Here is a 26434-nt window from a genome sequence, read left to right as displayed (position 1 = left end):
CTACCTCTCCATGCCCGTCACTGCGTACGCAATGACTCCTCCGGGCAACGACGGACAACGTGGTCATCCGTCGCAACCGGCCAAAGCACGATACAGGTGACGACAATGCGAAGCGAGGTGTCAGGCGGCTGCTGCGTCACGCTCGAGGTGGTAACGCACGGCCATTTCCACTTCGTTCCGGCTGCCGAGAAACACCGGTACGCGCTGATGTAGATGCGTCGGCCTTACCTCGAGCATGCGCTGACGTCCCGTACTGGCAGCGCCACCGGCCTGCTCAACGAGCATGCTCATCGGGTTGGCTTCATACATCAGGCGCAGCTTGCCGCCTTTATCGGCGCACTTGGCATCGAGCGGGTAAGAAAAAATCCCGCCCCGGGTCAGGATGCGATGCACGTCGGCCACCATCGAGGCAACCCAGCGCATGTTGAAGTCCTTGCCGCGCGGGCCTTCCTTGCCGGCGAGAAGATCGCCGACATACGACTGCATCGCCGGTTCCCAATGGCGCTGGTTCGACATGTTGACCGCGAATTCCTTCGTGTCCTCGGGAATGCGCATGCCGCGCGTGGTCAGCACGAAGCCGCCTACTTCACGGTCGAGCGTGAACGCATGCGTGCCGTGGCCGACGGTCAGCACGAGCATCGTGCTCGGGCCATAGGTGCAGTAACCGGCCGCGACCTGCGCGGTGCCGGGTTGCAGGAAATGCTCGTCGCAGGGCGAATCGATGTCCTGCGGGCAGGCGAGCACCGAGAAGATCGTGCCGACGGAAATATTGACGTCGATGTTCGACGAGCCGTCGAGCGGATCGAACAGCAGCAGGTAACGGCCGCGCGGGTAGTCCTGCGGAATCATCACCGCGTGGTCCATCTCTTCCGATGCAAGCGCGGCGAGGTGGCCGCCCCAGGCATTGGCCTCGAGCAGGATCTCGTTGCTGAGCACGTCGAGCTTCTTCTGCGCTTCGCCCTGCACGTTGATGCTCGCCTCGCCCGGCGTGCCGGCATCGCCGAGCACACCGCCGAGCGCGCCCTTGCCGACCGCGATCGAGATCGACTTGCAGGCGCGCGCGACGACTTCAATCAGCAGCCGCAGGTCCGGCTGGATCTGGCCTTCGCGCTCGGCCTCGATCAGGAAACGGGTCAGGGAAACGGCAGACGTGCTTGGTGACATGGTCAGGGATACCAGTGACAGACAAGCGGCTATTGTCGCCGATGGGCGTGAAGCGTTCGATCTACGCTTGCGCCTTCGTGCTTATGCGGCGCTCGCGAGGTCACCTTGCGCGTCATGGCGGCGCAGCGCGCGCGTCAGGCCCTTGCGCGCAAGCTCCAGCATCATGCGAGGCGCTTCCGGATCGGCAGCTTCCATGACCCGCTTGGCCATCTCGACCGTATCGCGCAGTGCAGCCGGCGCCGTCGGGTCGCTATCGTCGAGCGTGGACAGCACACGGCGCGCGGCGGCATCCAGGCGCCGCTCGATCGACGGATCGACGCCCTGACCTGCGCGCTGAATGGCCTGCTCGGCGAGCGAATCAATCTGGGCCATTGCATCGTGCAGGACATCGGCAGCTGGATTCATCATGGATCGACCGGCTCAGGCGGGGCGCGCATGATCGGTATTCGCGCGTTAGCTGCGCGTCGGCAGGCGCGAGCGATGTTCATGATGCTTGTAGCAGCGGCGCAACACGGCGCGAGCGCACGCCGGTTCAGATCACCCGCAACGTGATCGCTTTCAGCACGGCGCGCGTGCGATCGCGTGTGTCGAGCTTTTCAAGAATGACTGACACATAGTTCTTGACCGCGCCTTCGGCGAGAAACATCGCACGCGCGATTTCCTTGTTCGAATAGCCGCCTGCGAGCAGGCGCAGCACGGCGACCTCGCGCTCGCTGAACAGTGCGCGTGGTGCGTCGCCGGCGTGGTAGCGGTAACGCGCACGCACCGGCTCGGTGCTGACCGGCTGCAGCAGGGCTTCGCCGCGCGCGACACGCGCGATCGCGTCACGCAGTTCCGTCGGCTCGGCATCCTTGAGCAGAAAGCCCTGGGCACCGGCCTCGCTGGCCTGCAGCAGCAACTCGCTGTCATCGAATGTCGTCAGCAGCAGCACCGGTGTCGCGTTACCGCGTGCGCGCAGCTGCTCGAGCATCGCGATGCCATCGATGCCGGGTATGCGGATGTCGCTCAGTACGACATCGACTGCATGCTGCGAAAGCTGCTCGAGCACTGCGCCGCCGTGGTCGGCTTCGAACACGACGTGGATACCCTGCCGTTCGAGCAGCGCACGCAGGCCGGCGCGCACGAGCGCCTGATCATCGGCGAGCGCGACCCGCAGCACGTTGTCACGCTCGGCCCGGTCGCCGCTCATGCCGGCAGCTCGACGCAGATGCGCAGCGGTCCGCCATTGATTGGCTCGAGCGTGAAGCGACCGCCGTGCTCACTCACGCGCTCGCGCATGCCGGCCAGGCCGTTGCCCTCGCGCAGCGGACCGTGCACGACGCCATCGTCTTCGATCGTTATCGCAAGCTGCGTGCGATCGCGATACAGCCGCACCCGCAGTTGCGTTGCGGTGCTGTGGCGCGCGCTGTTCGTCAGTGCTTCCTGCACGAGGCGCAGCACGGTGTCCGCCAGCGCGGGATCGTCTACGCGCAGGGTGTCGTCGATCTCGAGCAGCAGACGTGGGCGCGGCAGGGGCGCGGCCAACGCATGCAGCGCGGTGGCGAGGTCGAGGCCGCGTGCGTCGCGCAGCGCATGCACGACGCTGCGGATATCGCTGAGCAATTCACTGGCCATGCGCTGCGCGACCTGCAACTCGCCGCGCTCGGCGAACGTGGGCTCGCCGGCCAGCGCGCGCAGGTTCAGCGCCATCGCCGTCAGCTTGTGGCCGGCGACGTCGTGCAGCTCGCGCGCAACGCGCAGCCGCTCGGCGTCGCGCGCACTGTCGGCAAGCAGCGCACGCGTTGCCAGCAGGTCGGCATTGACCAGCGCCAGCTGCGCGCGTGCGCGCTCCGCGGTCGCCGCGTAGTGCGCGCACAACATCGCAAAGGCCTGGAAGCCGGCATACAGCAGCGCGATCACCAGCGCTGAACGGTGCCCTTTGTGATCGAGCACGAGGTAGCTCGCGCCGCCGGCCACCACCAGCGCCACCAGCACCACGCGCATCGGCCATGCCAGCGTGATCGCCGCGGCCCAGATCACCAGCAGCACCTGCGCGGTGCCGACACGCGGGGACAACCACAGAAGACTGATCGCGAGCAGCGGCTGGATCACCAGCAGCACATGACCCAGCGCCCGGCTGCGCACGTCGACCACGTCGTGCAGTATGAACGCGAGCGTGAACCCGCCCAGCAGCAGCGCGCCGGTCGTCGCATGTTCGGCGGGCATCCACTGCAGCGACAGGCCGACCGCGAACAGCGTGCACAGGCCTGCAAGGTTCAGGGGGCGGAGCAGCAAGGCCAGATGCGAGCGCATGCCGCCATGCTGGGCCGTGCAGCGGCCGACCGCAACGCAGCGGCTGCAGAAAGTGACTTCCGGCAGGTCGCCGCAATGACCGCAGGCACTGCGATCGACCCGCCGCGGGCGCGACGCTGGTGTCCCGTCGATCGGAGTCCGCCATGGCCGGCTACACAGTGTTCGTCACCCTGCACGTATCCGCCGGCGTCCTTGCGCTGATCACGTTCTGGATCAACGCGGCGATGCGCAAGGGCAGTGCGACGCACCGGCTGGTCGGCCGGGTGTATCTGCTCGCGATGACCGCGGTTGTGCTGAGCGGCGTTCCACTCGTCGCGCAGCGTTTGATCGACGGCCATCCGATCGCCGCCGCATTCCTCGGCTACCTCCTGGTACTGACCGTCACCGCGACCTGGCAGCTGTGGCGTGCGGTGCGCGACCGTGGCTCGGTACAGCGCTACACCGGACTGGTCTACCGCGCGCTTGCATTCGCGAACATGGCTTCGGGCGCTGCCGTGCTGCTGCTCGGGCTGCATGCCGGCCAACCGCTGCTGATCGGGTTTTCCGCGGTCGGGCTGTTTACCGGCGCCAACATGCTGCGCAAGCGCGCGCGCCTTTCGCAGCACGCGATGTGGTGGCGCGAGGAGCATTACAGCGCGGTGCTCGCCGCCGGGGTGGCCACGCATATCGCCTTCCTGTCGCTCGGACTGCCGCGGCTGCTGCCGGCCGTCAACGGCACCGCGTTGCACTACGCGTCATGGTTCGGGCCGCTCGTGGCCGCATTGGCGGCCAAGTGGTGGCTTGACCGTCACTACCGTCGCCGACGGCCCGTCGGGCCGGGCGTTGCACCGCAGGCGGCCGGGCCGGGTTGACCGGCGCGCGCTACAGCTTCGGCGCGACGCGCACCGAGCGCACCGCATCGCGACCGTCGAGCGCGATCAGCTCACGCGACTGCTCGGCGGTGGCCGCCTCGGGTAGCACCTCGATCGGCAGCCCGAGCGCTTCACTGACGGCCCGCGCACGTGCCAGCGCCGTGCGGCTGTTGCCGCCGTGGCCGGTTACCCGCACCGCACCTACCTGCCAGCGGTCGAGCGCCCAGGCGACGTCGGCGATGCGAGCGCGCAGGCGCGCGTCGAGCTCGGTGCTGTCGTCATCGAACACCAGCGGTGGCAACGCCTGCAGTGCCGGGATCACCTGCACCGGCACTGCCGCGTCGGCCTGCAGGCTGCGTTCGAGCCGGCGTGCCGCCGCGATATCGAGACCGGCCTGCGGTTGCAGCTGCCAGCGCACGCTGCCATCGGCAAGCACGTCGAACCGGCCCAGGTGTTCGAGCGCGCGTGCACGCACCGCATCGAGCGCGCGGTCGCGTGCGCTGCGCGCCTGCTCGTCGCGCACGGCCGCCGACTGCAACTGCTCGACGCTGTCGCGCAGCTGCGCGAGCGTGGCCTGCTGCGCCTGCAGCTGGGCATCGTCGGCAGTCAGCACTTCGCGCAGCTGCACGTTGACCGGCTGGCCGATCTCGCGCTCGAGCTGTTGCTCGAGCTGCAGCTCCAGACGCGGCCGGTGCTTCGGCGTCAGCAGCACCGCGTCGACATTCAACGTGCGGCCGTCGCGGTCGACGCGCAGCGTGGTGATGCGACCGTTGCTTTCGCGCGCGGCGGCATCGAGCGTGGTGCGCACGGTGCGATCGACGAAGCTGCGTGCGGCGATATCGCGTAGTGCAAGCCCGAGCGGCACCGACAGCACGAGGAACGTGCCGACGATCAGCGTCGCCTGCAGCGCGGTCTGGCGCGGCGTGTCCTCGTGGCCGAAGCCGTACCAGCGCGCCATCATCGTGACCGACAGCGCGATCGCGAGCAGGTTGGTCATGAACAGAAAACCAGCGCCGCCGACGATGCCGGGGCTGTTCGCGGCGATGCCGTAGCCGACCACCGCGAGCGGTGGCATCAATGCGGTTGCGATCGCAACGCCGACGATCGTCTCGCCTTTACGCGTGATCGTCGCGTACGCACCGGCCAGGCCCGAGAACACCGCGACCAGCAGGTCGAACAGCGTCGGCTCGGTGCGCGCGAGGATCTGCGGCGTGGCTTCCTGCAGCGGCGAGAACGCGACGATCAGCACCGCGACCAGCAGCGACGAGGCCAGGCCCACGGCAAGCGTCGTCAGCGCCATCCGCAGCTTGCGGAAGTCGAACGTCGCCAGCGACATGCCCATCTCGACGATCGGGCCCATCAGCGGCGAGATCAGCATCGCGCCGATGATCACCGCGACCGAGTTCTGCAGCAGGCCGAGCGTCGCGATGCCGGCCGACATCACGATCATGAAGCCGTAGCGAGGCCGCAGCGCGCCGGCGTCCTCGACGTGCTCGAGCACCGCCGCGCGGTCGACCTGCAGGTGCGCGCGCCGCCACTGGCGCAGCCAGCGCCACCACACGCCCGGCCCGGAAACGGGCTTGGCGGACTTGGCCGCTTTCACGGCTGCCTGCGCCTGGTGCATGTCCATGCCCGGCCTATCCGACGCGGACCGGGCCACGCGCCACTGCGCGGCGATCGAGCCAGACGCGCCGCATCAGGTGTCGCGCGAGGATTCCAGCCCGAGGCTGACCTGCAGCTGCTGTTGCAGGCGCTGCACCTGCAGCAGCAGGCGCTCGGCGTGTGCGCTGTCGAGGTCGCGCAGCCCATGCGAAAGCAGCGCCAGCTGGTCGAGGCTGTTCTGCAGCTCGCCGAGTTCGAGCTGCGCGCGCTCGCCAGCCAGCGTGCCGATCGATGGGCCAGTATCGCGCGCCGTGCAGCGGTGCTTGAGCATCAGCCGCAGGCGTTCGGCGAGCCTCAGGTCGGTCGTGCTCCACGGCCGTGCGTGGCCGACCATGGTTTCGCGCCAGGTGCCGAAGCTCGTGCGCGGGCCGACCTTGAGCCCGCTCGCGTCGATCTGGAACGGCTCGTCGGGGCGTCCGGCCCAGCGCACGTCCTCGAGCTGCTCGCGACGGAAAAACAGCAGCCAGTCGCCGCACTCGGTGTCCAGCGGCAGCGCGAGCACGCCGGCCAGGCCGTCGTCGCTGCGACGGTCGCGCTGCCCGTGCCACTCGGCGATGTCGGCCGTCGACACCACGCCGGCGGCACCGATGCGGCGCAGCCAGGTCATCACGTCATCCAGACCGGCGCGGGTCGGCACGCGGCCGGTGCTGCTCCACTCGCCGTTGCGCAGCATCGCCACGCCCTCGCTCGGCACTGCGTGCTGCAGCAGGTTGAGTTCGGTCGTGAGTGCAAGCGAAGGCATGCGCGCGTGCACCAGACGCGACTCGAGGTGATCACGGCTCGCACCGGCGAGGTCCTCGTACGTCATCGTGCGCTGCAGCTCGCGCGCGGCGATGCGCATCGACACGAACATGCCGAACAGGTCGGCGGCGCCGCGCACCGCCGGCGGTACCACGCGCGCAGTGCGGTGGTGGCAGGCGATCAGGCCCCAGAGGCGACCGTCGACGACGATCGAGATCGACATCGACGCCGCTACGCCCATGTTGCGCAGGTAGGCCAGATGCACCGGCGAGACACTGCGCAGCGCGTGCTGCGACAGGTCGATCGGCCGCCCGTTCGGCAGCGTTGCAGGCACCAATGGGACCGGGCGGTAGTCGACGTCGGAAATCACCCGGATGCGGTTTCTCAGGTACAGCGCGCGCGCCTGCGGCGGGATGTCGGAGGCCGGAAAACGCAGGCCGAGGTAGGGGTCGATCTCGCCGACCCGCGACTCGGCGATCACGTCGCCGGCGTCGTCGTGCAGGAAGCGGTAGACCATCACGCGGTCGAAGCCGGTCACCAGGCGCACCTGCTCGGCCACGCAGCGGTGGAACTGGTCATCGTCATCGACGTTCACCAGCCGCGCGATCATCTGCTGCGACAGCTCGTTCGCGCCGAGCCGTGCGCGCATGCCCTGCGGTTCGATCTCGATGTGCACGAGGTTGTCCTCGCGATGCACGGCGAACTCGAAAATCTCCGCACGCGGGCCGAGGTTGCCGGCGCACGCGGTCACCGGCCGCTGGCCGACGCCGCTGTCGGCCGCGGCGCGCGCGACCGCGTCGATCATCGCGTCGTCGAGCAGCTTGCCCAGGCCCAGCCCGCACAGCTCGCGTGCCGGCTGGCCGAACAGCTCGCTGCAGTTCGCCGAGGCATGCCGCACCACCCAGTCCGGGGCCGAGCACGACAGCAGGTAGCCGGACGGCTGGATCGCGGCCGCGTACTGGATCGGTTCGCTCGCACACTGCGCAAGCGCACGCTGGTAATCGACGGCGTCGGTCGGCTGCATGTCAGGTCCTCTTGGCGGCAAGCGCGAAGCCCGCTTCGGCCAGTGTAAACATGCGCAGCGCAGAGGCCTCGGCGGCTGCTGCATCGGTGTCGGCGCCCTGCTCGAGCCGGGCCAGCAGGGCGCGCCAGCGGCGCGGGTCATGCGCATGCGCCTGCAGGAAGTGCACGCCCGTCTCGGCGCCGTGCTGGCGCAGCTGGTGCATCATCATCCGCGCGCCCTGCGCCGAGCCTTCAAGCACGTATAGCGCGCCGAGCAGCCCGGGCTCACAGGCGAAATGCGTCGGTTCGGCGGGTTCGAGCGGGGTCAGCTGCAGTTCGCGCAGATCGGCTTCGAGCAGTGGGCGGCGCGCCGGCTCGAGCCAGCGGCGCCATTCACTGTGGTCCCGCCAGGCGACCGTGCCGGATTCGAACGCGACAATCGTGCGGTGCATCCCACACAGATAACGCGCGTGGCTGGCCGGGTCGAGCAGCCCGTTCGCGAATTGCGAATCGATGCGCGCATGCACCTCGGCCGTCGCCGCGCGCAGGCGCGTGAGCAGGGAAGCAGTCAGAACACGGACTCGTCGACGGCCTGCGGGCGCGGGCCGGCATTGTAGGACGCAGGCGCAGGCAACAACTGAATCATGCGGCGGCCCGGCTGTGGCCCGGGGCGCAGCTCCGCCGTTCCGCCACGGCCGGACACATCCGGGCAGGCCGCACTCAGACGTCGCCGTCGCTGAGCCAGCCTTCGCCGGTGCCGTGGTTGAACACGGTGTCGGTCTGCAGCACATCACCGGCCGGGATCGACGGCAGCGTGTCGAGCTTGGCGTAGATCGGCGCGAAGTCCGGGCTGGTCGCTTCCATCAGCTGCTCGTAGCTGTCGATCACGAAGTAGGTCTTCTGGTACGTGTCGATGCGATAGCGCGTGCGCATGATGCGCTCGAGGTCGAAGCCGATGCGGTTCGGCGCGTTCGACTCGAGGCAATGGATCGACTCGCCCTTCGAACTCACGATGCCGCTGCCGTAGATGCGCAGGCCGTCGGCCTGCTTGATGAGCCCGAATTCGACCGTGTACCAGTACAGCCGGGTCAGGTAGGTCAGTGCCTCGCCGCCGATTCCGTGCGCCTTCACGCCGCCCCGGCCGTAGGCGGCCATGTAGTCGGCGAACACCGGGTTCATCAGCAGTGGCACGTGGCCGAACAGGTCGTGGAACAGGTCCGGCTCGGACAGGTAGTCCAGCTGTTCGGGCTTGCGGATCCACCAGGTCACCGGGAAGCGGCGGTTCGCGAGGTGATCGAAGAAATCCAGCTCCGGCAGCAGCCCCTGCACGCCGATCAGCTCCCAGCCGGTGGCCTTGCGCAGCAGCTTGTTGAGCTCGTCGAACTTCGGGATGCGATCGGGCGTCATGCCCATCGAGGCTTGCGTGCGCAGGAACTCGTCGCTGGCGCGACCGACCAGCACCTCGCGTTGGCGCGCGAACAGCGTCGCCCAGACCTCGTGGTCGGTCGTGCTGTAGGTGCTCCACGGCTGCTCGATCACCGCAGTGGTGTAGACCGGCACGTAGCCCTTGTCGGTGAGCTGGTGTTCGACGCGGGCCGGCGTGGCGTTCATGGGGGCGCTCCCTGGGAATCGAGGATGGACATACAACCTAGCGCGATACGCACGCAACATGGTTGCGTTGTTGCGCATAACTGCGGCGGGCGCGCAATATCATTGCGTATCCCGCGTTGAGATCGCATCAAGTGCCCGAAGCCGAGCTCGATCGCACCGACCTGCTGCTGCTCGCCGAGCTGCAGCGCAATGCGCGGCTGACCAATGCCGAGCTGGCCGAGCGCGTGCACCTGTCGGCCTCCGCCTGCCTGCGCCGGGTGCAGCGGCTCGAGCGCGACGGCGTGATTGCCGGCTACCGCGCGCAGGTCGATCCCGAGCGGCTAGGCCTGGGGCTGCAGGCGTTCGTCCGGGTGCAGCTCACGCGCCATGACGCGGCCTCGATCGCGCAGTTCGTCGAACTGGTCAATGGCTGGGACGAGGTGGTCGCCTGCCATGCGCTGACCGGCGACATGGACTACCTGCTGCACGTGGTCGTGCGCGACCTCGAGCATTTCTCGCGCTTCCTGCTCGACCGCCTGCTCAACGACGCCGGCGTCGCCGACGTCAACTCGAGCTTCGTGCTGCGGACGGTCAAGGCGTCCGGCGGGATGCCGCTGCCGTCGCGCTGAGCGCGTCGGCCGGTTCGCAGGCGTCGGCAATGGCAACGCGGTTACGGCCGCCGCGCTTGGCCGTGTACAGCGCGGCATCGGCGGCGGCGACCGCACGAGCGAACTGCGTGTCGTCGGTCCACGCGGCCAGACCGAGGCTTGCGGTCACCGGCACGCGCAGCGCGCCGATCGAAAAAGGTGCATCACCCACTGCCGCGCGCAGCCGCTCGGCCGCCGCCGCCGCATCGCGGCAGTGCGAGGCTTCAAGCAGCACGAGAAACTCTTCGCCGCCCCAGCGCGCGATCAGTGCGTCGCCGCGCAGGTGGCCGCGCATGCGGCCGGACACCGCACGCAGCACCGCGTCGCCGCACTCGTGGCCGTGGCTGTCGTTGATCTGCTTGAAGTAGTCGATATCGACGAGCAGCAGCGCCGGCGTCTGGCCGCGCGCACGCACCTCCGCGTGCCAGAGCTGCGCACGCTCGTGCAGCGCGCGACGGGTCAGCAGGCCGGTGAGCTCGTCGGTGCTTGCGAGCCGGTTCAGCCGTGCGCCGAGCTGCGCGTTCGCGAGGTTGAGCACGAGCGCGCCGACCAGGAGCGGCATCAGCGCGTACGTCACCGCGAACATCGTGAGCATCGGCTCGGGCATGTACATGAGGTGGCGCAGCTCGGGCCCGCGGTAGCCGATCGCGTACCACAGCGTCTGCGCCCAGGTCAGCGCATACAGCGCGCAGATCACGCCGACCGCACGCTCGGCCGCCGACCGCGGGCGCAGCAACGCATGCCGCGTCGCATACGCGAGGCTCGCTGCGAACATCAGGAAGATCGCGTGGAACACGATCCCGAACCAGCGCGGCGGCAATGGCCATGCGGCGATCACGAGGCCGGCGAGCAACACCGCGGTCGGCAGCGCGCCGAAGCGCGGCGGGCGCGCCGACACCATCCAGCCGAGTCCGCGCGCAATCAGCGCGGTACCGACGAGCGAGGCGGCCGCGCCGAACAGAATCGGCCAGCGCACCGCCGTGTCGGTGAATGCGTTGTGCGCGAGGCCGACGCCGAGGATCAGGAAACCGTACAGGCACTGGTTGAGCGGTGCGCGCTGCGAGGGCTCGGCCTGACGCGCGATCAGCATCATCATCGCGCCAAGCAGGGAGCCGACCCCGGCGATGATGTAGGCGGACAGCATGTCGATCGGGCGCATGAGATCGGATTCCACGCCCGGTTCGAGCGGAGCGGCACGTACACGTTATCGGCGCGCACCGCCTCGCATTGACACCGCATACCGCGTGATCGCGCGAACGCGAACGCCGGTCACAGTGCGGGCGTATCCCGGTGCCGGAGCGGCGGGAGATGCATGCGGTTCCGACCCTTTGCTCAGCCGCAGGCGTCGCGGTCGAGCATGCGGCCGAGCCGGCCCTGCCTGGCCTCGCATTCGGCGCGCGCTTTTGCGGCGGCCTCGGCGGCCTGCGTCCGCGCTTTCGCCTGGGCGGCGGACAGCCGCGCCTGCTGCAGCTTCGCGAGCTTGGCCTTGATCTGCGGCAGGGCGGCCAGCGCCGCGCGTTCGCCTTCGAGGATCGCGCGGTTTTTCGCCTCGAAATCGGTCGCGCCGATGTCGAGCACGGCCGGGCGGATCACCGCGTCGGCGCGCTGCAGCTCGAGCGCGCCGAGCTTCTGGCCCATGATCGTGATTGACTGGTTGACGTTGCCGAACAGGCTGCTGGGCGCCTTGCCACCGGCCTTGCTGGAGATGTCGACCGCGATGACGAACTCGGCGCCGAGTTCGCGCGCGGCGTCGACTGGCACCGGGCTGACCACGCCGCCGTCGACGTAGGTCGCCTTGCCGATCTTCACCGGCTCGAACACGCCCGGGATCGAACTCGACGCGCGCACGGCCTGGCCGGTGTTGCCGCGCGTGAACACCGTGCGCTGGCCGTCCTCCAGCCGCGTGGCGACGACAGCGAGCGGCCGCTTCATCGCCTCGAGCTTGCGCTGGCCGACCAGTTCGTTGACGTAGCCCTGCAGCTTCTCGCCCTTGACCACGCCGCCGGAGAACAGGCTGACGTCGCGGATCGAGGCTTCGTCGAGCTCGAACGCTTTCGTCTGCATTTGGAACGCATCCATGCCGCTCGCATACAGCGCGCCGACCACGCTGCCGGCGCTCGTGCCGGACACGACGTCGGGCCGGATGCCGTTCGCCTCGAGCATCTTGATCACGCCGATATGGGCAAAGCCCTTCGCCGCCCCGCCGCCGAGGGCAAGGCCGATGCGGACCTGCGGCACCGAGGCCGGCGCCACTACCGGCTTGGCCGGTGCAGCCGGCAGCGTGGGTTTGACGTTCGCGCCGCCGCACGCGCCGAGCAGCAGCGCGGCGGTCAGCGGCAGGGAAAAGCGCGCAGTGCGGGTCGCGGTCATCGAAAGCCGTGGGTTTGCCGAGCGGTCGCAGGATAGCGATCGCAGTCCGAACCGCATCCGACCGGGCCGGTTCGGCAGGTCGAACGTGGCATCGCCGCCGTTGCCTGCCGAAGACCGATCCGGCAGCGAGCGGGCGTCGGGCCCGCTCGCGCACTCACCATCAGAAGCGGTTGTCACCGTCCAGCAAGCGGCCCAGGCCGCCTAGCATCGAGCCTTCGCCGCGGTCGGCGCCGCCCCCCTGAGGTGCGGCCGCCAGCATGCGGCCGGCCATGCGCGAGAACGGCAGCGACTGCAGCCAGACCTTGCCGGGGCCGGTCAGCGTCGCGAGGAACACGCCTTCGCCGCCGAACAGCATGCTCTTGATGCCGCCGACCGGGCGCACGTCCATGCTCACGTTCGGCTCGAATGCCATCACGCAGCCGGTATCGACGTCGAGCCGCTCGCCCGGTGCGAGCTGGCGTTCGATCAGCGTACCGCCGGCATGCACGAACACCCAGCCGTCGCCTTCGAGCTTCTGCATGATGAAGCCCTCGCCGCCGAACAGGCCGGTGAGGATCTTGCGCTGGAAGTGGATGCCGACCGACACGCCGCGCGCGCCGGCGAGGAAGCTGTCCTTCTGGCAGATCAACCGGCCGCCGTGGTCGGACAGCTTCATCGCCAGCACCGTGCCCGGGTACGGGGCGGCGAATGCAACGCGCGCCTTGCCGGTGCCGGTGTGGGTGAACATCGTCGTGAACAGGCTCTCGCCGGTGATCACGCGCTTGCCGGCCGAGAACAGCTTGTCCATGAAGCCGCCGCCCTGGCCGGAGTGCGAGCCGTCACCGAAGACGGTGTCCATCTGCACGCTCGCGTCCTTGTACATCAGCGCGCCGGCTTCGGCGATCGCGCTTTCGCCCGGGTCGAGCTCGACTTCCACGAACGGCATGTCGTTGCCGACGATGCGGTAATCGATCTCGTCGCTGCGGCTGCGGCCACCCATGCCTGCGCCCGGCGGGGGCGGCATGTGCGGCGGCGGGCCGCCGCTGCCGGTGAGCAGTTCGGGCACGGCACGCACCGGCTTCCAGCCGCTCATGCCTTCGCGCCAGACCTGCGCGTCGGGGTGGCGCTGCGCGAAGTCGCGCGCGGACAGCTCGTCGAGCGGGCCGACGCGGTCGGTGCCATGCGGGGGAACGAAATACCACTGGGTCATCGCGGCAATCCTTGGGCGAAAGTGACGGAGAGTGTAGTCAGGCGCGGGGCTCAGGCCAGCGCCGCAAGCGCGGCCGCACGCGCATGCAGCGCGGCGGTGTCGAACAGTGGCACCGTGGCATCGGACGGTGCGACGAGCAGGCCGATCTCGGTGCAGCCCAGGATCACGCCCTGCGCGCCGCGCTCGACCAGCGAAGCGATGATCGCGCGGTAGGCCTCGCGCGAGGCGTCCTCGATGCGGCCGCGGCAGAGCTCATCGTAGATCACGCGGTGCACGGTCTCGCGCTGCGCCTCGTCGGGCACGATCACCTCCAGCCCGTGGCGCTGCAGGCGCTCGCGCAGAAACGGCTGCTCCATCGTGAAGCGCGTGCCGAGCAGGCCGATGCGCGTAAGCCCGGCGGCGTTTACGGCGTCAGCGGTCGCATCGCCGATGTGCACCAGCGGCAGGCCGCTTGCGGTTTCGACCGCATCGGCAACCAGGTGCATCGTGTTCGCGCAGATCACCAGAAGCTCGGCGCCACCGGCGCGCAGCGCACAGGCGGCATCGGCCAGCACGCGGCCGGCCCGATCCCAATCACCGGCGCGCTGCAGCTGCTCGATCTCGGCAAAATCCACGCTGTAGAGCAGCAGCCGGGCCGAGTGCAGGCCGCCGAGGCGTTCGGCGACGATTTGGTTGATCAGGCGGTAGTAGGGAACCGTCGATTCCCAGCTCATGCCGCCGATGAGGCCAAGTGTCTTCATGCGATCCGCAGGTGGGGTGGCCACCTTACGGTAGCGCTGATGATCCCGCGCGACCCGTGCCGGCAGTCACTGCGCGGGCGCGGACTTCGGGGCGAAGCGTTCGCCGAAGAAATCGCCGGCGTTCCAGCGCGGCCGCTGGGCGCCGTTGCCGATCAGCTCGCCAATGCGCGCGTTGAGCCGCGCCAGCCGTGCCGCATCGCGGTACTGGATCGGCTGGTCGGCCTCATCGCTGGGCTCGTGGTAGTGCTCGTCGAGAAAGCCCTGCAACGCGGCCTTGCCATCGATGCCGCGCTGCGTCGCCTCCATGCCGCCGTCCAGATACACCGCCGGAATGCCGGCGCGAATGAACGCGTACTGGTCGCTGCGCACGAACACGACTTGTTCCGGGAACGGATCAGGCGACAGCTCGACGCCGACCTCGCGCGCGGCACGTTCGACGATCGGCTGCAGCGTGGAGTGCTCGATGCCGATCGGGATCACGTCGGTGGTCGGCGTCAGCAGGATCGGCATGTCCATGTTGACGTTCGCGACGATCGACTCGCGCGGCACGGTCGGATGGCTGGCGAACCACTCGGCGCCGAGCAGGCCTTTTTCCTCGGCCGTGAGCGCGATGAACAGCGACGAGCGGCGCGGGCTGACCGGGCGCGCGGCGAGTTCGCGCGCGGCCTCGAGCATGATGCCGATGCCGAGTGCGTTATCGAGTGCGCCGTTGTAGATCGCATCGCCATCGACCGGCGTGCCGATGCCGACGTGGTCGAGGTGGGCGGTGAACGCGACATGCTCGGCGGCGAGCGTGCGGTGGCTGCCGGGCAGGCGGCCGACGACGTTGCGCGACTCGTCCGCGGTGATCTGCGTGCGCGCGGCGAGCGTCAGCGTGCCGGGCAGTTCGAATGGCGCCAGCGTGCCGTCGTTTACGGCCTTGAACAGCGGCGCCGGGTCGCGGCCGAGCAGTGCGGCGGCGCTGGCCGCATTGACGTTCGTGACGACGCGCAGCTGGGGGAACGTGTCGATGCCGCGGCCGTCGGGTCCCCGCAGGCGCATGCCGGGCTGGTCCCAGTCCGCGGCGCCGCGCGCCCACGGCCGGCGCTTTTCGTCCTCGTCGGTCGCGACGAACACCGCACCGACCGCGCCGCGGCGCACGAGCTCGGCAAGCTTTTCGCGCGTGGACGAGTAGAACGCGCGGCGGTCGTTGTCGAACTTCGCCGGCGCCCCGGCGAACAGCACCGCGATCTTGCCGCTGAGGTCGACGCCGCGGAAATCGTCGTGCTTTGGCGACGGCGCATTCACGCCCTGGCCGACGAACACCGCCGGTGCGGTGATGCGCGCGTCGGCTGCGTTGTAGTTCAGTGCCGGCAGGAAGTCTTCGCGAAAGCGCAGTGTGCGTACCGCGCCGTCACGCTCGATGCGCAGCTCGCCGCCGTCGGCCAGGCGCTGCGCGCGCAGCAGCGGCACGCGCTGGAAATAGCTGCCGTCCTCGCCGCCGGGCTCGAGCCCGATCGCGCGCATGCGCTCGGCCACGTACAACGACGCGAGCTGGTAGCCGCGCGTGCCCGCTTCGCGACCTTCGAGCAGGTCGTCGGCGAGGAAGCGCACATCGGCCTCGATGCGCTGGGCGGCGGTGCCCGCCATGCCCGGCACAGGCCGGTCGACCGCGTCGGCGCGGCGCTCGCGCACGACCAGCACGAGGGCGATCAGGGCAGCCAGCAGGGCGATGGCGAGGCCGACGACGGCGGGATGGGCGAGGAGCCGGCGGTTCGGGCGGGAAGCGGTCATCGGCCCAGCTTGCCGTGCCCGCAGGCGCATCGCCAGCTACGGGCGGGCCGCGCCTGCGACCACAACGCCGAGCCGCCACGTCCGGCATGACGCAGGCCGGTCGGCCACTTGCCGCGGGGAGAAGTGGCCCGCAGCCGATCCGCAGCCGGGCGCGCACGCAACGGCCCGGTACCGCCATGCAGCCGCCCGGAATTAGTCGCCCTGCTCGCCCGGCCCCGTCCGCGGCCGGAATGGCAGCACCTGGCCCCGCACCGGCTCGCGGTGCCACAGCACCGGCACGTCGTCCGGACGCGGGCGCTCGAACTCGTTGCGCTGCGCCTCGGCCGCGGCTGCCGCGGCCTCCTCCTCCAGCTCCCAGCTGTAGCGTTTGCGCGGCAGCGCCGGATCGGCACGGCGCCACAGCCACGCGGCGATGAAGCCGGCGATCGCGCCGCCCAGGTGCGACTGCCACGACACGCCGGCCTCGCGCGGCAGCACAGTGAGCAGCATGCCGCCGTAGAACATGAACGCGATCATCGCCGCCGCCACCGACGGGCGATCGCGGCGCAGCAGCCCCAGCCCGAGCAGCAGGAACATCAGCCCGTGCGTCACGCCGCTCGCGCCGAGGTGATACGAGCCGGCATCGCCGAGCAGCCACGCCCCGAGGCCCGAGCCGATCCACGCAAGCGGCAGCGAGCGAGCCACCGCGCGCGGGTACAGCCCGCCGGTCAGCGTGCCGAGCATCAGCAGCGCGATCGCATTCGCAGCCAGATGCTCGAACGAGCCATGCAGCAGCGGCGCGCCGAGCAGGCCGCGCCAGTTCGACCACGCCCACGGCTGCACGGTCCAGGCCCGCAGGTCGAACGCGCCTTGCGCGCTGAACACCGCGACGAGCACCAGCACCGCGGCCAGGCTCAGGTTGAACGCGCGCAGCCAGCGGCGGCGATCGGCCGCGCGCTGGTCGGGCGAATCGGTGGGCAGGTCGTGGTCGGGCAGGTGCATGGTTCGCACATGGCGGTCGAACGGCCGCGTTGCAAGCCGGCCGCTCGCTCGTGTGCCTCAGCGCAGCTCGGGCATCTTTGCCGGCCGCTTCAGGCTGAGCACGATCGTCGCGCCGATCGTCGCCGCCACCACGCCCAGCGACACCGCGATCGGAATCTTCACCAGGTCGACGATCAGCATCTTCGTGCCGATGAACATCAGCACCAGCGCGAGCCCGTACGGCAGCAGGTGGAAACGGTCCGCCAGGCCCGCGAGCAGGAAGAACATCGCGCGCAGGCCGAGCACCGCGAACACGTTGCTGGTCAGCACGATGAACGGGTCTTCGGTAATCGCGAAGATCGCCGGGATCGAATCGACGGCGAAGATCACGTCGGTGATCGCGACCATCACCACGACGATGAACAGCGGCGTGTACAGCCGCCGCCCGCCTTCGACCACCGACAGGCGCGCGCCGACGTAGCCCCGCGTCATCGGCACGTGCGAGGTCAGCCAGCGCAGCAGCGGGTTGGATTCCAGGTCCGGCTGCTTGCCGGCCGCCCACAGCATCTTCGCCCCGGTCAGCAGCAGGAACGCGCCGAACACGTACAGCACCCAATGGAATTTCTGCAGCAAAAGCGCGCCGGCGAAGATCATCACCGCGCGCAGCAAGATCGCGCCGATCACGCCGATGATCAGCACCTTCTGGCGCTGCTCCTCGGGCACGGCGAAATAGCTGAACAACATCAGGAACACGAAGATGTTGTCGACCGCGAGCGATTTCTCGACGAGGTAGCCCGTCAGATACTCGAGCGCGATGCGCTGGCCTGCGTCCGCGCCGGACTGGCCGGACACGTACCACCACAGCCAGCCGCCGAACGCGAGGGCGAGCGCGACCCAGCCGATGCTCCACAGCAGCGCTTCGCGGAACGTGACCTTGTGTGGACCGCCGTGGCGCATCAGCACCAGGTCGATCACGAGGGCAGCGAGAACGAGCGCGCCGAACGCACTCCATAACAACGGACTTGCGATGGTTTCCATGACGAGGGCTCCGGGCGGACACGACGGGCCGCGGTCGAACCTGCGTCACTCGGACGCACCTTCGCCGCGGATCGGCGAAGGTCTCGCTCGCAGGCCGGAGGCCTGCCGCGGTACCGGGGCGTCGGCCTAGACGGCCGCGAGCCCGTAATGACGGCACCGCTGTGTGGGAGCTACTCCCCTTCAGTTGCCGATGCTAAGCGATTGTTCCGGTCCGCGGTCAAGGCCGCGACTACAATGCCGCGATGAATACGCCGAACCCGACCGTCCGTCTCAAGAACGCCTGGAAATCCAGCCATCCGTGGATCTTCCAGCGCCTCGTCGACAAGCCCGCGCAGAAACCCCGCCCCGGCGCGATTGTCGATGTCGTTGGCGTGGACGGCGAATGGATCGGCCGCGGGTTCTACAACGGCCACTCGCGCATCGCGCTGCGCATGCTCGAGAGCGATCCGGCGGTCACCGTCGATGCCGCGTGGTTTTCGCGGCGCATCGCCGCGGCGGTGGAGCTGCGCCGCGAGTTCCTCAAGCTCGACCAGGTCAGCGACGCCTGGCGCGTCGTGCACAGCGAGGGCGACGGACTGTCGGGCCTGGTGGTCGATCGTTACGGCGACCTGCTTGTGGTCGAGTTCTTCTCGGCCGGCATGTTCCGCCACCGCGAGTGGATCTATGCGGCACTTTCCGAGCAGTTCCCGGGCTGCCGCTTCTACAGCTTCGCCGACGAGCACGTCCAAAAGCAGGAAAGCTTCGATTTCCGCGGCAATCCCGCGGTGCCGCCGAGCGTGATCACCGAGTACGGCGTGAAATTCCGCGCCGATCCGGCCGGCGCGCACAAGACTGGCTTCTTCGCCGACCAGCGCGAGAACCGCCAGTGGCTCAGCGAGCGGGTCGAGGGCAAGCGCGTGCTCGACCTGTGCTGCAACACCGGCGGCTTCGGCGTGTATGCGGCGGTGCGTGGTGCAAGCGAAGTGGTCGGCATCGACATCGACGAGGACGTGCTCGAAATCGCGCGCGGCAACGCCAAGCTCAACAACGTGCGGGTCAAGTTCGTGCAGGCTGACGTGTTTCCGTGGATGCGCGATGCCGGCATCCGCGGTGATCTGTTCGACGTGGTGATCCTCGACCCGGCGAAGATGACGCGCGACCGCGAGCAGGTGATCCCGGCGCTGAAGAAATACCTCGACATGAACAAGCTCGCGCTCGGCTGCGTGAAACCCGGCGGGCTGTTTGCGACGTTCTCGTGCACGGGCCTGGTCAGCGAGGAGCAGTTCCTCGACATGCTGCGCCGGGCGGCGTTCTATTCGAACCGCACGGTGCAGGTGCTCAAGATCGCCGGCGCTGGCTCCGACCACCCGTTCCTGGCCCAGGTGCCGGAGTCGCGCTATCTCAAGGCGGTGTTCTGCCGCGTGCTGGACTGAGCGCGCTCAGCGTTCGGCCTGCTCGGCGCGGGCTGGACCTGCGCCTGCAACGCCTTCCAGCGCCGAGCGTGAACCGTCACCGCCGCTCTTGATCACGCTGAAGGTGCCGTCGGTTTCGAGCACGACGGCCTCGACGTCTTCCATCGATACGTTGCCGTTGGCCCGCACCGCGGCGCGCAGTTCGGATTCGCTGACCCGCTCGCGTTTGAGCGCATCGTGCAGGATGCGTCCGCGGTCGAGCAGCAGCGCCGGCTCGGACTTGATCAGGCGGCGCAACCACGGCACCCGCACCGCCAGCCAGGTGATCACGAACTGCAGCGCGATCAGCACACCAAGGGCGAGTGCGCCCTGCGCGAGTGCGACATCCTTGGAGATGATGATCGACGCGAGCGTCGAGCCCAGCGCAATCGTCACGATGAAATCGAACGCGTTCCATTTCGACAGCGTGCGTTTGCCGGAAATGCGCAGAAACACCACCACGATCGAATACGCCAGCACGCCGATGATCAGCGTGCGGCCCAGCGCCGACCAGTTTTCGAAGAACATGCTGCTGTCCATCGATATCCTCGCTCGGGTCGAGCCGGCATTACGCCACGGGCGCAGTCGGCGGGCGGTGATTCCAGCCGTGGCGATCTGGTCGGTCTCACGTGCTGAGACAGTGTTGACCCTACGCTGTACCGTTTTTCGGCACCGGAGGCCGTCATGAACCCGATCCCGCCCGTTGCCGGTTACGCGATCCTCGCGCTGGCCGCATTTGCGCTTCTATTCGTCGGCTACGCGCTGATGCGCCTGCAGCGCCGGCCCACCGATGCCGATGCGCGTCTGCAGGCGCTGACCGCCGAACGCGACCGTCTCGCGGCGGAGCTCGAGCAGGCGCGGTCGCGTGCGCGTGAGGACGGCGAAGCGCTCGGCGCGCTGCGCGCAGCGGCCGACGCGCATGCACAGCTCGCCGACGAGCACGCCGAACTGCGCGCGCGGTTGGAGACCGCGCGTGCCGCGCTCGAGGCCGAACGTGTCGCACGCGCATCGGCAAGCGCCGAGCTCAACGACCGCAGCGTCCAGCTCGAGCGCCTGCGCGCGCAGTTCGACGAGCAGTCCGGTGCATACGCGCGTCTGCAGTCCGAGCATTCGCAAGCGAGCGCGCATCTGACCCACGCCGAGAAAGCCCGCGCGCAGATGCAGCAGTTCGTCGACGAGGCGCAGGCGCGGCTCAGCGACGCATTCGCGCAGCTCGCCGGCAAGGCGTTCGAAGAGCGCGGCGCCGTGTTCGAAAAGAACATCCGCCACGCGACCGTGCAGTCCAAGGCCGATATCGAAACGCTGCTCAAGCCATTCGCCGAGCAGCTCGGCGAGTTCCGCCAGCGCGTCGACACGTTGTATGGCGAGGAGGCGAAGGAGCGCGCCACGCTGGTCGGTGCGCTCGGCGAGCTGCGCACGCTGAACCAGGACATGGCCGCGCAGGCGGCGGCGCTGACCAAGGCGCTGCGCGGCAACGCGAAAGTGCGCGGCGACTGGGGCGAGCTGATGCTCGAAAGCGTGCTGCGCGGCTCGGGCCTCGAGGACGGCGTGCATTACGAGCGGCAGAAGCAGGTCACCGGCGAGGATGGCCGCGGTCACCGCCCGGACATCGTCGTGCGCCTGCCGGGCGACCGCTGCATCGTGGTCGATAGCAAGGTCAACCTCGTCGCCTGGGAGCAGGCGATGAACGCCGACGACATCGACGCGCACCACGAAGCGATGCACCGCCATGCAGTCGCGCTACGTCAGCACGTGCGCGAGCTGGCCGACAAGCAGTACCCGAAGCTGTTCGGCGAGGCGGCGCTCGATGTCACCGTTGCCTTCATCCCGATCGAAGGTGCGCTGTCGGGCGCGCTCGGCACCGACGGCTCGCTGCAGACCTACGCGTTCGAGCGCCGCATCGTGTTCGCCTCGCCGAATACGCTGATGGCGCTGCTGCGCGTGGTCGACGGGTTGTGGACGCGAGAGCGGATCCAGAAGCAGGCCGAGGAGATCAACAAGGCGGGCGGGCTGCTGCTCGATGCGCTGACCTCGTTCCTCGAGGATTTCGAGAAGATCGGTGCACGCCTGCGCGCGGCCGACGAGACGTTCAGCGCGGCCAAGCGCCGGCTGGTCGATTCGAAGATGGCGGTGATCCCGCGCGCCAAGCGCCTGGTCAGCCTCGGCGTGAAGCCGAACAAGGGCAAGCTGCCCGAGCTGCTCGCGCCGGATGCCGACACCGAGATCGAAGCGGTCGGGCAGACGCTGCTCAAGCAGGTGACCGAAGCCACGCCGGGTGAGCGGGCGAAGAAGGAGTGAGCGCGGGCGCGGCGATTGCCGCGTCGGCCTACGAGGTCAGGCTTAGGCTTGCGTTCTCAGGCCGGACCACGTGTCGCTAGTGCTCACTGACGGCGCAGGTTGATCGACGGCATGGGTTACGCCGCGTTGACGACGTAAGACCGCCCTGCCGGGCGATGCTTCGGAAAGGGCGCCTGGCACCACCCGCGAAACGTGGCCGGTGCCTGCTTCAGATACCTCAGCCGCCGTCGCTCGGCATCAGGGGCATCGCGTCCACCGGCACGGTCGGGTTGTTCTCCTCGCGCAGGTACTCGGGCAGGCTCTCATCGGTCTCGAGCATGCGGTCGCCGAAGATCTGGTAGTCGCGGCGCTGCGTCCACGCGTCGCGCACGAGCGCGTAGTCGTCCTCGGCCCCTTCGCGCAGGCTGTCGGTCGACAGCAGCTGCGCGCGCACGTCGACCAGCTGCAGGCCCTGCATGGGCACGCGCAGCGTGTCGGCCTCGACCTGGCGCAATGGGCTCAGCGGCGCGTCGCCGACCAGGCCGAACACGTCGCGCACCGTGCGCGGGCCGAACAGTGGCAGCTCGACGTAACGCGAGCGCTTCCAGCCCCAGACGCCGAGCGTCTGGCCGAAATCCTCGCTGCGGTTCGGCAGCTTCGCGTCGCTGGCCGGGTCAAAGATGCCGCCGATGCCGAGCGTGCTGTTGAGCACGAACCGGCCCAGCGATTGCGCGGCCTGTTCCGGCTTGCCCTGCAGCAGCGCATTGACCGCCGACACCGGCTGGCCGAGGTTGTTGAAGAAGTTGCCGACGCCGAGCCGCACCGGACGCGGCACGACCGCGACATAGGCGCGCGCGAGCGGCCGCGCAACGGCCCGGTCGACCGCACTGTTGAGGCGGTGCACGCGCCGGTTCAACGGCTCCCACGGATCGTAGGCGCCGGTAACCTCCGCAGGCGGTGGCAGCGACGGATCGGCTACCGGATCGTAGGGGCCGTAGAGCGCATCGAAGTCGCGTTCGGCCTGGGTGCGGGTGTCATCGGGCGTGGCCGGATCGAGCGCGCCCTCGGCCGGTTCGGCCTGGTCGGAGGCTGCACCGGCCGTCGCCGCGTGCACGGGCTCGCCGGGCGCCGGCAGCGCCATCGTGTCGAGCGCCGGCGCCACGTCGGCCGCGCCGTTGCGGTCCTGCTGCTGCGCAGGCGCAGCCTCAGGCCCCGATCCATCCGCAGCGCCGTTCGAATCGACCGCGGGCGGCGTCTCGGCGCTGGTCGCTCCCGTCGCTGGCGGGTCGGCCGGCAGCGGCTCGGCGCTCTGGGCCATGGCGGGCGGCGCGAGGAAACCGGCAGTGGCCAGCAGCAGGGCGGCCGGCAGCGCATGGCCGCGCCGGCGGCGACCGCCGGGTGCGGGAATCAGGGTGAAGGGAGCGTTCATCGCGAAAGTTTAACGCCGGCCGCGGCCGGTCGACCCTGCCGGACGGGCTAGGTCGCGAAACCCAGCGTTGCGCCGAGCCGGTACGCGCCGCGCAGTTCGGCCAGGCCGACCGGCTCGCCGTCGACCGGCAACCGGCCGTCGGCGAGTTCGGCGACCAGCGCGAGCCCCGCGCTGTCGATGCGGCTGACGCCGGTCAGGTCGATGCGCTGCGCACCGTCCCGCAGCGACCGCGACTGCGACCACAGGCCGGATACGGCATCGCGCAGCAATGCGCCAGAGAACACCAGCGCATCGCCGTCACGGCGCAGCTGCGCCGGCATGTCGGGGCTCGCTGCCACGTCAGTTCGTCGCGGCGTCGGCCTGCAGCTTGCCGGCGCGCAGGTCGGCGGCGACCTGTGCGATCGGCTTGCGCTTGAGCGGGCCGTCGAACTGGCTGCGGAACGTCTGCACGAAGCTCACGCCTTCGACCATCACGTCGAACACCTTCCAGCCGCTGCCGCTGCGGCGCATCAGGTACGAGACCGGAACCGGCTCGCCACCCTGGCGCAGCAGTTCGGTATCGACCTTGACGATCGCGCCGTTACGCATCGGGGTTTCGGACTTCACGCGCACCTTCAGGCGGGTGTTGAAGTCCAGCAGCGACGAGCCGTAACGCTGCATCAGGTTGTCGGTCAGCGCATCGGCGAACAGCTTGACGTCCGCATCCGATGCGCCGCGGCCATGCGTGCCGAGCACGAGGCGCGCCGCGTAGTCGCGGTCGAACATCTGGTTGAACTCGCCGGCGATGAACTGGCGCAGCGCCGCACGGTTCTTGGTGAATTCGTTGCGACGCGCTTCGAGCGTGGACAGCACGCGCGTGCTGTTATCGAGCACGAGTGCGCTTGGCGAGCCGGCCTGCGCGGTTGCGGCGGCGGGCGCGGCTTTCTGTGCATACGCACCGGGCGCCGCGGCCACCAGCGAGGCGCCGAGCAGCAGGCCGAGCAGGCCGCGGCGGGTCGCGCCGGAACGCAGGTGGGTCGGGATCATGAGGGGGCTGCGGGTCATCGGGTCACTCCTGTGCGGGGGCGGGCGCGGTGTCGGCGGCCGGATCATCGGTCGCTGCGTCCACGGCGGCGGCATCGTCGCCGCTGCCAGCGGCACCGCCGCTGAACATGTATTTGCCGACCAGCTGCATGAGGTCGACGGCGGGCTGGGTCAGGTAGATCTCGTCGCCGGGCTTGAGCGGCTCGGGGTCGCCGCCCGGCGCCAGGCCGACGTAGCTTTCGCCGAGCAGGCCGCTGGTGAAGATGCCGGCAGCGGTGTCGCCGGGCAGGTCCGCGAAGCGCTCGTCGATCGCCAGCGTCACGACCGAGTCGTACTTGACCGGGTCGACCTGGATGTCGGCGACCTGGCCCACCGTCACGCCACCGATCTTCACCGGCGCGTTCGGGCGCAGCGCGCCGATCGTGGTGAAGCGGGCGATCAGCGGATAGCGGTCGGCACCGAAGCCCCACTTGCCGTTCGTCGATGCGAGCGCCAGCACCAGCAGCGAGGCGAGCGCGAGCAGCAGGAATGCGCCGACGGCGAATTCGATGCGGGGAGAGCGATTACTCATGGAAACCCACCTCTATTTGAAGAGTCCGCAGATGACATGCGGCCTGGACGACGCGCATCACCTGAACAGCAGCGCCGACATGACGAAATTGAACATCAGCACCAGCAGCGAGGCATTGACCACCGCGCGCGTGGTGGCGACCGACGTGCCCTCGATCGTCGGCTCGGCGTGGTAGCCCGCGTACGCGGCCACCAGCGCGGCGGTCGCGCCGAACACCGCGGCCTTGACGAACGCCATCAGGAAATCGCGCGTGAAGTCCACGCTGTCCTTGAGCACCTGCCAGAACGTGCCGGCATCCAGGCCGATCACGTGCACCGATTCGAAATAGCTGGCGCTGATCGCGAAGCTGCAGAAAAAGCCCGTGAGCAGCGGCACGCTGAGCACCGCCGCCCAGAAGCGCGGCGCAACCGCGCGGCCGACCGGGTCGATCGCCATCAGCCCGAGCGCGGTGATCTGGTCGGTTGCACGCATCAGGCCCAGTTCGGCAGCGATCGACGAGCCCGCGCGGCCGATGAACAGCAGCGCCGTCAGCACCGGGCCGAGCTCGCGGTACATCCCCAAGCCGAGCATCGCGCTGACCTGGTTGCTCGCGCCGTAGGTGTCGAGCGCGCGATAGCCGAGCAGCGTGACCGACAGGCCGACGAACGCGCCGCCGACTGCAATGATTGGCAGGCTGCGCGCGCCGATCTTGTAGATCTCGCGGATCAGCTCGCGGAAGAAATCGGCGGTCGGCTTCGATGCGCGCAGCACCGAGAACGCGAACAGCCCGGCGCGGCCGACCGAGCGGGTGGCGGTGGTGAACGGCATCAGGCGGCGTCCTGTCGGTTGGCGCCGGCGCCACGGCTGTCGAAGGGGATCGGGCCGTCGGGCTGGCCGTCGAGGAACTGGCGCACGAGCGGGTCGGTCGAGCCCTGCAGCTCGGCGGGCGTGCCCGAGAACACGATGCCGCCGTCGGCGATCACGACCGCATGGTCGGTGACCGGCAGCGTCTCGTGCACGTGGTGGGTAACGACGATGCTGGTCAGCCCGAGCGTGTCGTTGAGCCGGCGCACCAGGCTCATGACCACGCCGCAGGCGATCGGGTCCAGGCCGGTCAGCGGCTCGTCGTAGATCATCAGCGGCGGGTCGAGCGCGAGTGCGCGCGCAAGCGCGACGCGGCGGGCCATGCCGCCGGACAGTTCGCGCGGGTAGGCATCCGCCGCCGCGCGCAGGCCGACCGCATGCAGCTTCATCGCGACCAGCCGTTCGATCACCGGCGCGGGCAGGTCGGTGTGCATGCGCAGCGGCAGCGCGACGTTCTCGGCGGCGGTCAGGTCGGTCAGCAGGCCATTGCCCTGCAGCAGCACACCCAGGCCCTTGCGCAGCTCCAGCAGCGCGCGACCGGCAGATGGCACCGGCTGGCCGAGCACCTCGACCGAGCCCGCAGCCGGGGCGAGCTCGCCGGTCAGTGCCGACAGCAGTGTCGACTTGCCGCTGCCGGACGGGCCGAACAGCGCCACGACGCTGCCGCGCGCGATGTCGAGGTCGATGCCGCGCAGCACCGCGCGCTCGCCGCGCTCGAGGCGCAGCTGGCGGAGGCGGACGATCGCATCGGAAGCGGTCATGGGCTCGGAGTCTTTGGTCGCGGTTCGGGCGGCAGGCCTGCCGGTCGCATCCCCGGCGACAGGCAAAACGCCGGGCAGCTT

General features: G+C 69.4%; 26 protein-coding genes. 4 read left to right on the top strand and 22 right to left on the bottom strand.

Annotated features, from left to right (window positions below):
- Positions 1-120 precede the first annotated feature (120 nt).
- The 4 genes from ACFFGH_RS01035 to ACFFGH_RS01020 all read right to left on the bottom strand — a co-directional run bounded on the left by ACFFGH_RS01035 (position 121) and on the right by ACFFGH_RS01020 (position 3456).
- Positions 121-1164 (bottom strand): class 1 fructose-bisphosphatase, encoded by a 1044-nt coding sequence (locus tag ACFFGH_RS01035; RefSeq protein ID WP_386664078.1) that lies wholly within the window; start codon positions 1162-1164, stop codon positions 121-123.
- A gap of 81 nt (positions 1165-1245) precedes the next feature.
- Entirely contained in the window at positions 1246-1536 is a 291-nt protein-coding gene (locus tag ACFFGH_RS01030) for a hypothetical protein (RefSeq protein ID WP_386664076.1), read from the bottom strand.
- Positions 1537-1696: 160 nt separating this feature from the next.
- Complete coding sequence (locus ACFFGH_RS01025; RefSeq protein ID WP_386664075.1) at positions 1697-2353, bottom strand: response regulator transcription factor; 657 nt, start codon at positions 2351-2353, stop codon at positions 1697-1699.
- Complete coding sequence (locus tag ACFFGH_RS01020) at positions 2350-3456, bottom strand: sensor histidine kinase (protein WP_386664073.1); 1107 nt, start codon at positions 3454-3456, stop codon at positions 2350-2352. The genes ACFFGH_RS01025 and ACFFGH_RS01020 overlap by 4 nt, the downstream gene beginning before the upstream one ends.
- Before the next feature lie 143 nt (positions 3457-3599).
- On the opposite strand from ACFFGH_RS01020, the gene ACFFGH_RS01015 reads away from it, so the two are divergent.
- The gene (locus ACFFGH_RS01015) at positions 3600-4307 is read left to right on the top strand and encodes a DUF2306 domain-containing protein (protein ID WP_386664071.1); all 708 of its coding nucleotides are present in this window, start codon (positions 3600-3602) and stop codon (positions 4305-4307) included.
- Between the two features lie 10 nt (positions 4308-4317).
- Here the strand turns inward: ACFFGH_RS01015 and ACFFGH_RS01010 are convergent, their stop codons facing one another.
- The 4 genes from ACFFGH_RS01010 to phhA all read right to left on the bottom strand — a co-directional run bounded on the left by ACFFGH_RS01010 (position 4318) and on the right by phhA (position 9323).
- Entirely contained in the window at positions 4318-5937 is a 1620-nt protein-coding gene (locus ACFFGH_RS01010; protein WP_386664070.1) for a TIGR00271 membrane domain-containing protein, read from the bottom strand.
- Positions 5938-6003: 66 nt separating this feature from the next.
- On the bottom strand, positions 6004-7818 hold the full coding sequence (locus ACFFGH_RS01005; protein ID WP_386664069.1) for a GAF domain-containing protein: 1815 nt from the start codon (positions 7816-7818) through the stop codon (positions 6004-6006).
- On the bottom strand, positions 7736-8164 hold the full coding sequence (locus ACFFGH_RS01000; protein WP_386664068.1) for a heme oxygenase-like domain-containing protein: 429 nt from the start codon (positions 8162-8164) through the stop codon (positions 7736-7738). The genes ACFFGH_RS01005 and ACFFGH_RS01000 overlap by 83 nt, the downstream gene beginning before the upstream one ends.
- 268 nt (positions 8165-8432) lie before the next feature.
- Positions 8433-9323 carry a phenylalanine 4-monooxygenase gene (gene phhA / locus ACFFGH_RS00995; protein ID WP_386664066.1) on the bottom strand — a complete coding sequence of 297 codons (891 nt, stop codon included), beginning with the start codon at positions 9321-9323 and terminating at the stop codon, positions 8433-8435.
- A 131-nt stretch (positions 9324-9454) separates the two neighbouring features.
- On the opposite strand from phhA, the gene ACFFGH_RS00990 reads away from it, so the two are divergent.
- A complete protein-coding gene (locus ACFFGH_RS00990) occupies positions 9455-9931 on the top strand; it encodes an Lrp/AsnC family transcriptional regulator (RefSeq protein WP_386664065.1) in 477 nt (158 codons plus the stop codon).
- Here the strand turns inward: ACFFGH_RS00990 and ACFFGH_RS00985 are convergent.
- From ACFFGH_RS00985 to ACFFGH_RS00955, 7 genes are all read right to left on the bottom strand, one after another.
- A complete protein-coding gene (locus ACFFGH_RS00985; RefSeq protein ID WP_386664064.1) occupies positions 9894-11123 on the bottom strand; it encodes a GGDEF domain-containing protein in 1230 nt (409 codons plus the stop codon). The genes ACFFGH_RS00990 and ACFFGH_RS00985 overlap by 38 nt on opposite strands.
- Before the next feature lie 158 nt (positions 11124-11281).
- Positions 11282-12319, bottom strand: coding sequence for a patatin-like phospholipase family protein (locus tag ACFFGH_RS00980; protein ID WP_386664063.1), 1038 nt, complete (start codon positions 12317-12319; stop codon positions 11282-11284).
- A 160-nt stretch (positions 12320-12479) separates the two neighbouring features.
- On the bottom strand, positions 12480-13508 hold the full coding sequence (locus ACFFGH_RS00975) for a TIGR00266 family protein (RefSeq protein ID WP_386664061.1): 1029 nt from the start codon (positions 13506-13508) through the stop codon (positions 12480-12482).
- A 50-nt stretch (positions 13509-13558) separates the two neighbouring features.
- Positions 13559-14248, bottom strand: a complete 690-nt coding sequence (locus ACFFGH_RS00970) for an aspartate/glutamate racemase family protein (protein ID WP_386664060.1) — start codon at positions 14246-14248, stop codon at positions 13559-13561.
- A 66-nt stretch (positions 14249-14314) separates the two neighbouring features.
- Positions 14315-16021: a M28 family metallopeptidase gene (locus ACFFGH_RS00965; RefSeq protein ID WP_386664058.1), complete on the bottom strand. Its 1707-nt coding sequence runs from the start codon at positions 16019-16021 to the stop codon at positions 14315-14317.
- Between the two features lie 192 nt (positions 16022-16213).
- Positions 16214-17002 carry a rhomboid family intramembrane serine protease gene (locus ACFFGH_RS00960; RefSeq protein ID WP_386664056.1) on the bottom strand — a complete coding sequence of 263 codons (789 nt, stop codon included), beginning with the start codon at positions 17000-17002 and terminating at the stop codon, positions 16214-16216.
- Positions 17003-17059: 57 nt separating this feature from the next.
- Positions 17060-18019 carry a TerC family protein gene (locus ACFFGH_RS00955; protein ID WP_386664055.1) on the bottom strand — a complete coding sequence of 320 codons (960 nt, stop codon included), beginning with the start codon at positions 18017-18019 and terminating at the stop codon, positions 17060-17062.
- Positions 18020-18261: 242 nt separating this feature from the next.
- Between ACFFGH_RS00955 and ACFFGH_RS00950 the strand changes: the two genes are divergently transcribed.
- On the top strand, positions 18262-19431 hold the full coding sequence (locus ACFFGH_RS00950; RefSeq protein ID WP_386664054.1) for a class I SAM-dependent rRNA methyltransferase: 1170 nt from the start codon (positions 18262-18264) through the stop codon (positions 19429-19431).
- Positions 19432-19437: 6 nt separating this feature from the next.
- Here ACFFGH_RS00950 and ACFFGH_RS00945 read toward each other — a convergent pair whose 3' ends face one another.
- Positions 19438-19989: a DUF421 domain-containing protein gene (locus tag ACFFGH_RS00945; protein ID WP_386664053.1), complete on the bottom strand. Its 552-nt coding sequence runs from the start codon at positions 19987-19989 to the stop codon at positions 19438-19440.
- A 144-nt stretch (positions 19990-20133) separates the two neighbouring features.
- Between ACFFGH_RS00945 and ACFFGH_RS00940 the strand changes: the two genes are divergently transcribed.
- Positions 20134-21747: a DNA recombination protein RmuC gene (locus ACFFGH_RS00940; protein WP_386664052.1), complete on the top strand. Its 1614-nt coding sequence runs from the start codon at positions 20134-20136 to the stop codon at positions 21745-21747.
- Positions 21748-21964: 217 nt separating this feature from the next.
- On the opposite strand, the gene ACFFGH_RS00935 is transcribed toward ACFFGH_RS00940, so the two are convergent.
- From ACFFGH_RS00935 to ACFFGH_RS00910, 6 genes are all read right to left on the bottom strand, one after another.
- Positions 21965-23044, bottom strand: a complete 1080-nt coding sequence (locus ACFFGH_RS00935; protein ID WP_386667271.1) for an MlaA family lipoprotein — start codon at positions 23042-23044, stop codon at positions 21965-21967.
- A gap of 158 nt (positions 23045-23202) precedes the next feature.
- Positions 23203-23493 (bottom strand): STAS domain-containing protein, encoded by a 291-nt coding sequence (locus tag ACFFGH_RS00930; RefSeq protein WP_386664051.1) that lies wholly within the window; start codon positions 23491-23493, stop codon positions 23203-23205.
- A 1-nt stretch (position 23494) separates the two neighbouring features.
- Positions 23495-24199, bottom strand: coding sequence for an MlaC/ttg2D family ABC transporter substrate-binding protein (locus ACFFGH_RS00925; RefSeq protein ID WP_386664049.1), 705 nt, complete (start codon positions 24197-24199; stop codon positions 23495-23497).
- A 4-nt stretch (positions 24200-24203) separates the two neighbouring features.
- Positions 24204-24749, bottom strand: a complete 546-nt coding sequence (gene mlaD, locus ACFFGH_RS00920) for an outer membrane lipid asymmetry maintenance protein MlaD (protein WP_386664047.1) — start codon at positions 24747-24749, stop codon at positions 24204-24206.
- 57 nt (positions 24750-24806) lie between these two features.
- Complete coding sequence (locus tag ACFFGH_RS00915; protein ID WP_386664046.1) at positions 24807-25556, bottom strand: MlaE family lipid ABC transporter permease subunit; 750 nt, start codon at positions 25554-25556, stop codon at positions 24807-24809.
- A complete protein-coding gene (locus tag ACFFGH_RS00910) occupies positions 25556-26353 on the bottom strand; it encodes an ABC transporter ATP-binding protein (RefSeq protein WP_386664044.1) in 798 nt (265 codons plus the stop codon). Before ACFFGH_RS00910 ends, ACFFGH_RS00915 begins: the two co-directional genes overlap by 1 nt.
- Positions 26354-26434 lie beyond the last annotated feature (81 nt).

This window comes from Lysobacter korlensis (genome assembly GCF_042434515.1).
Note: the sequence above shows the minus strand (reverse complement) of the source record. Positions and strands in the feature narration are given on the sequence as shown.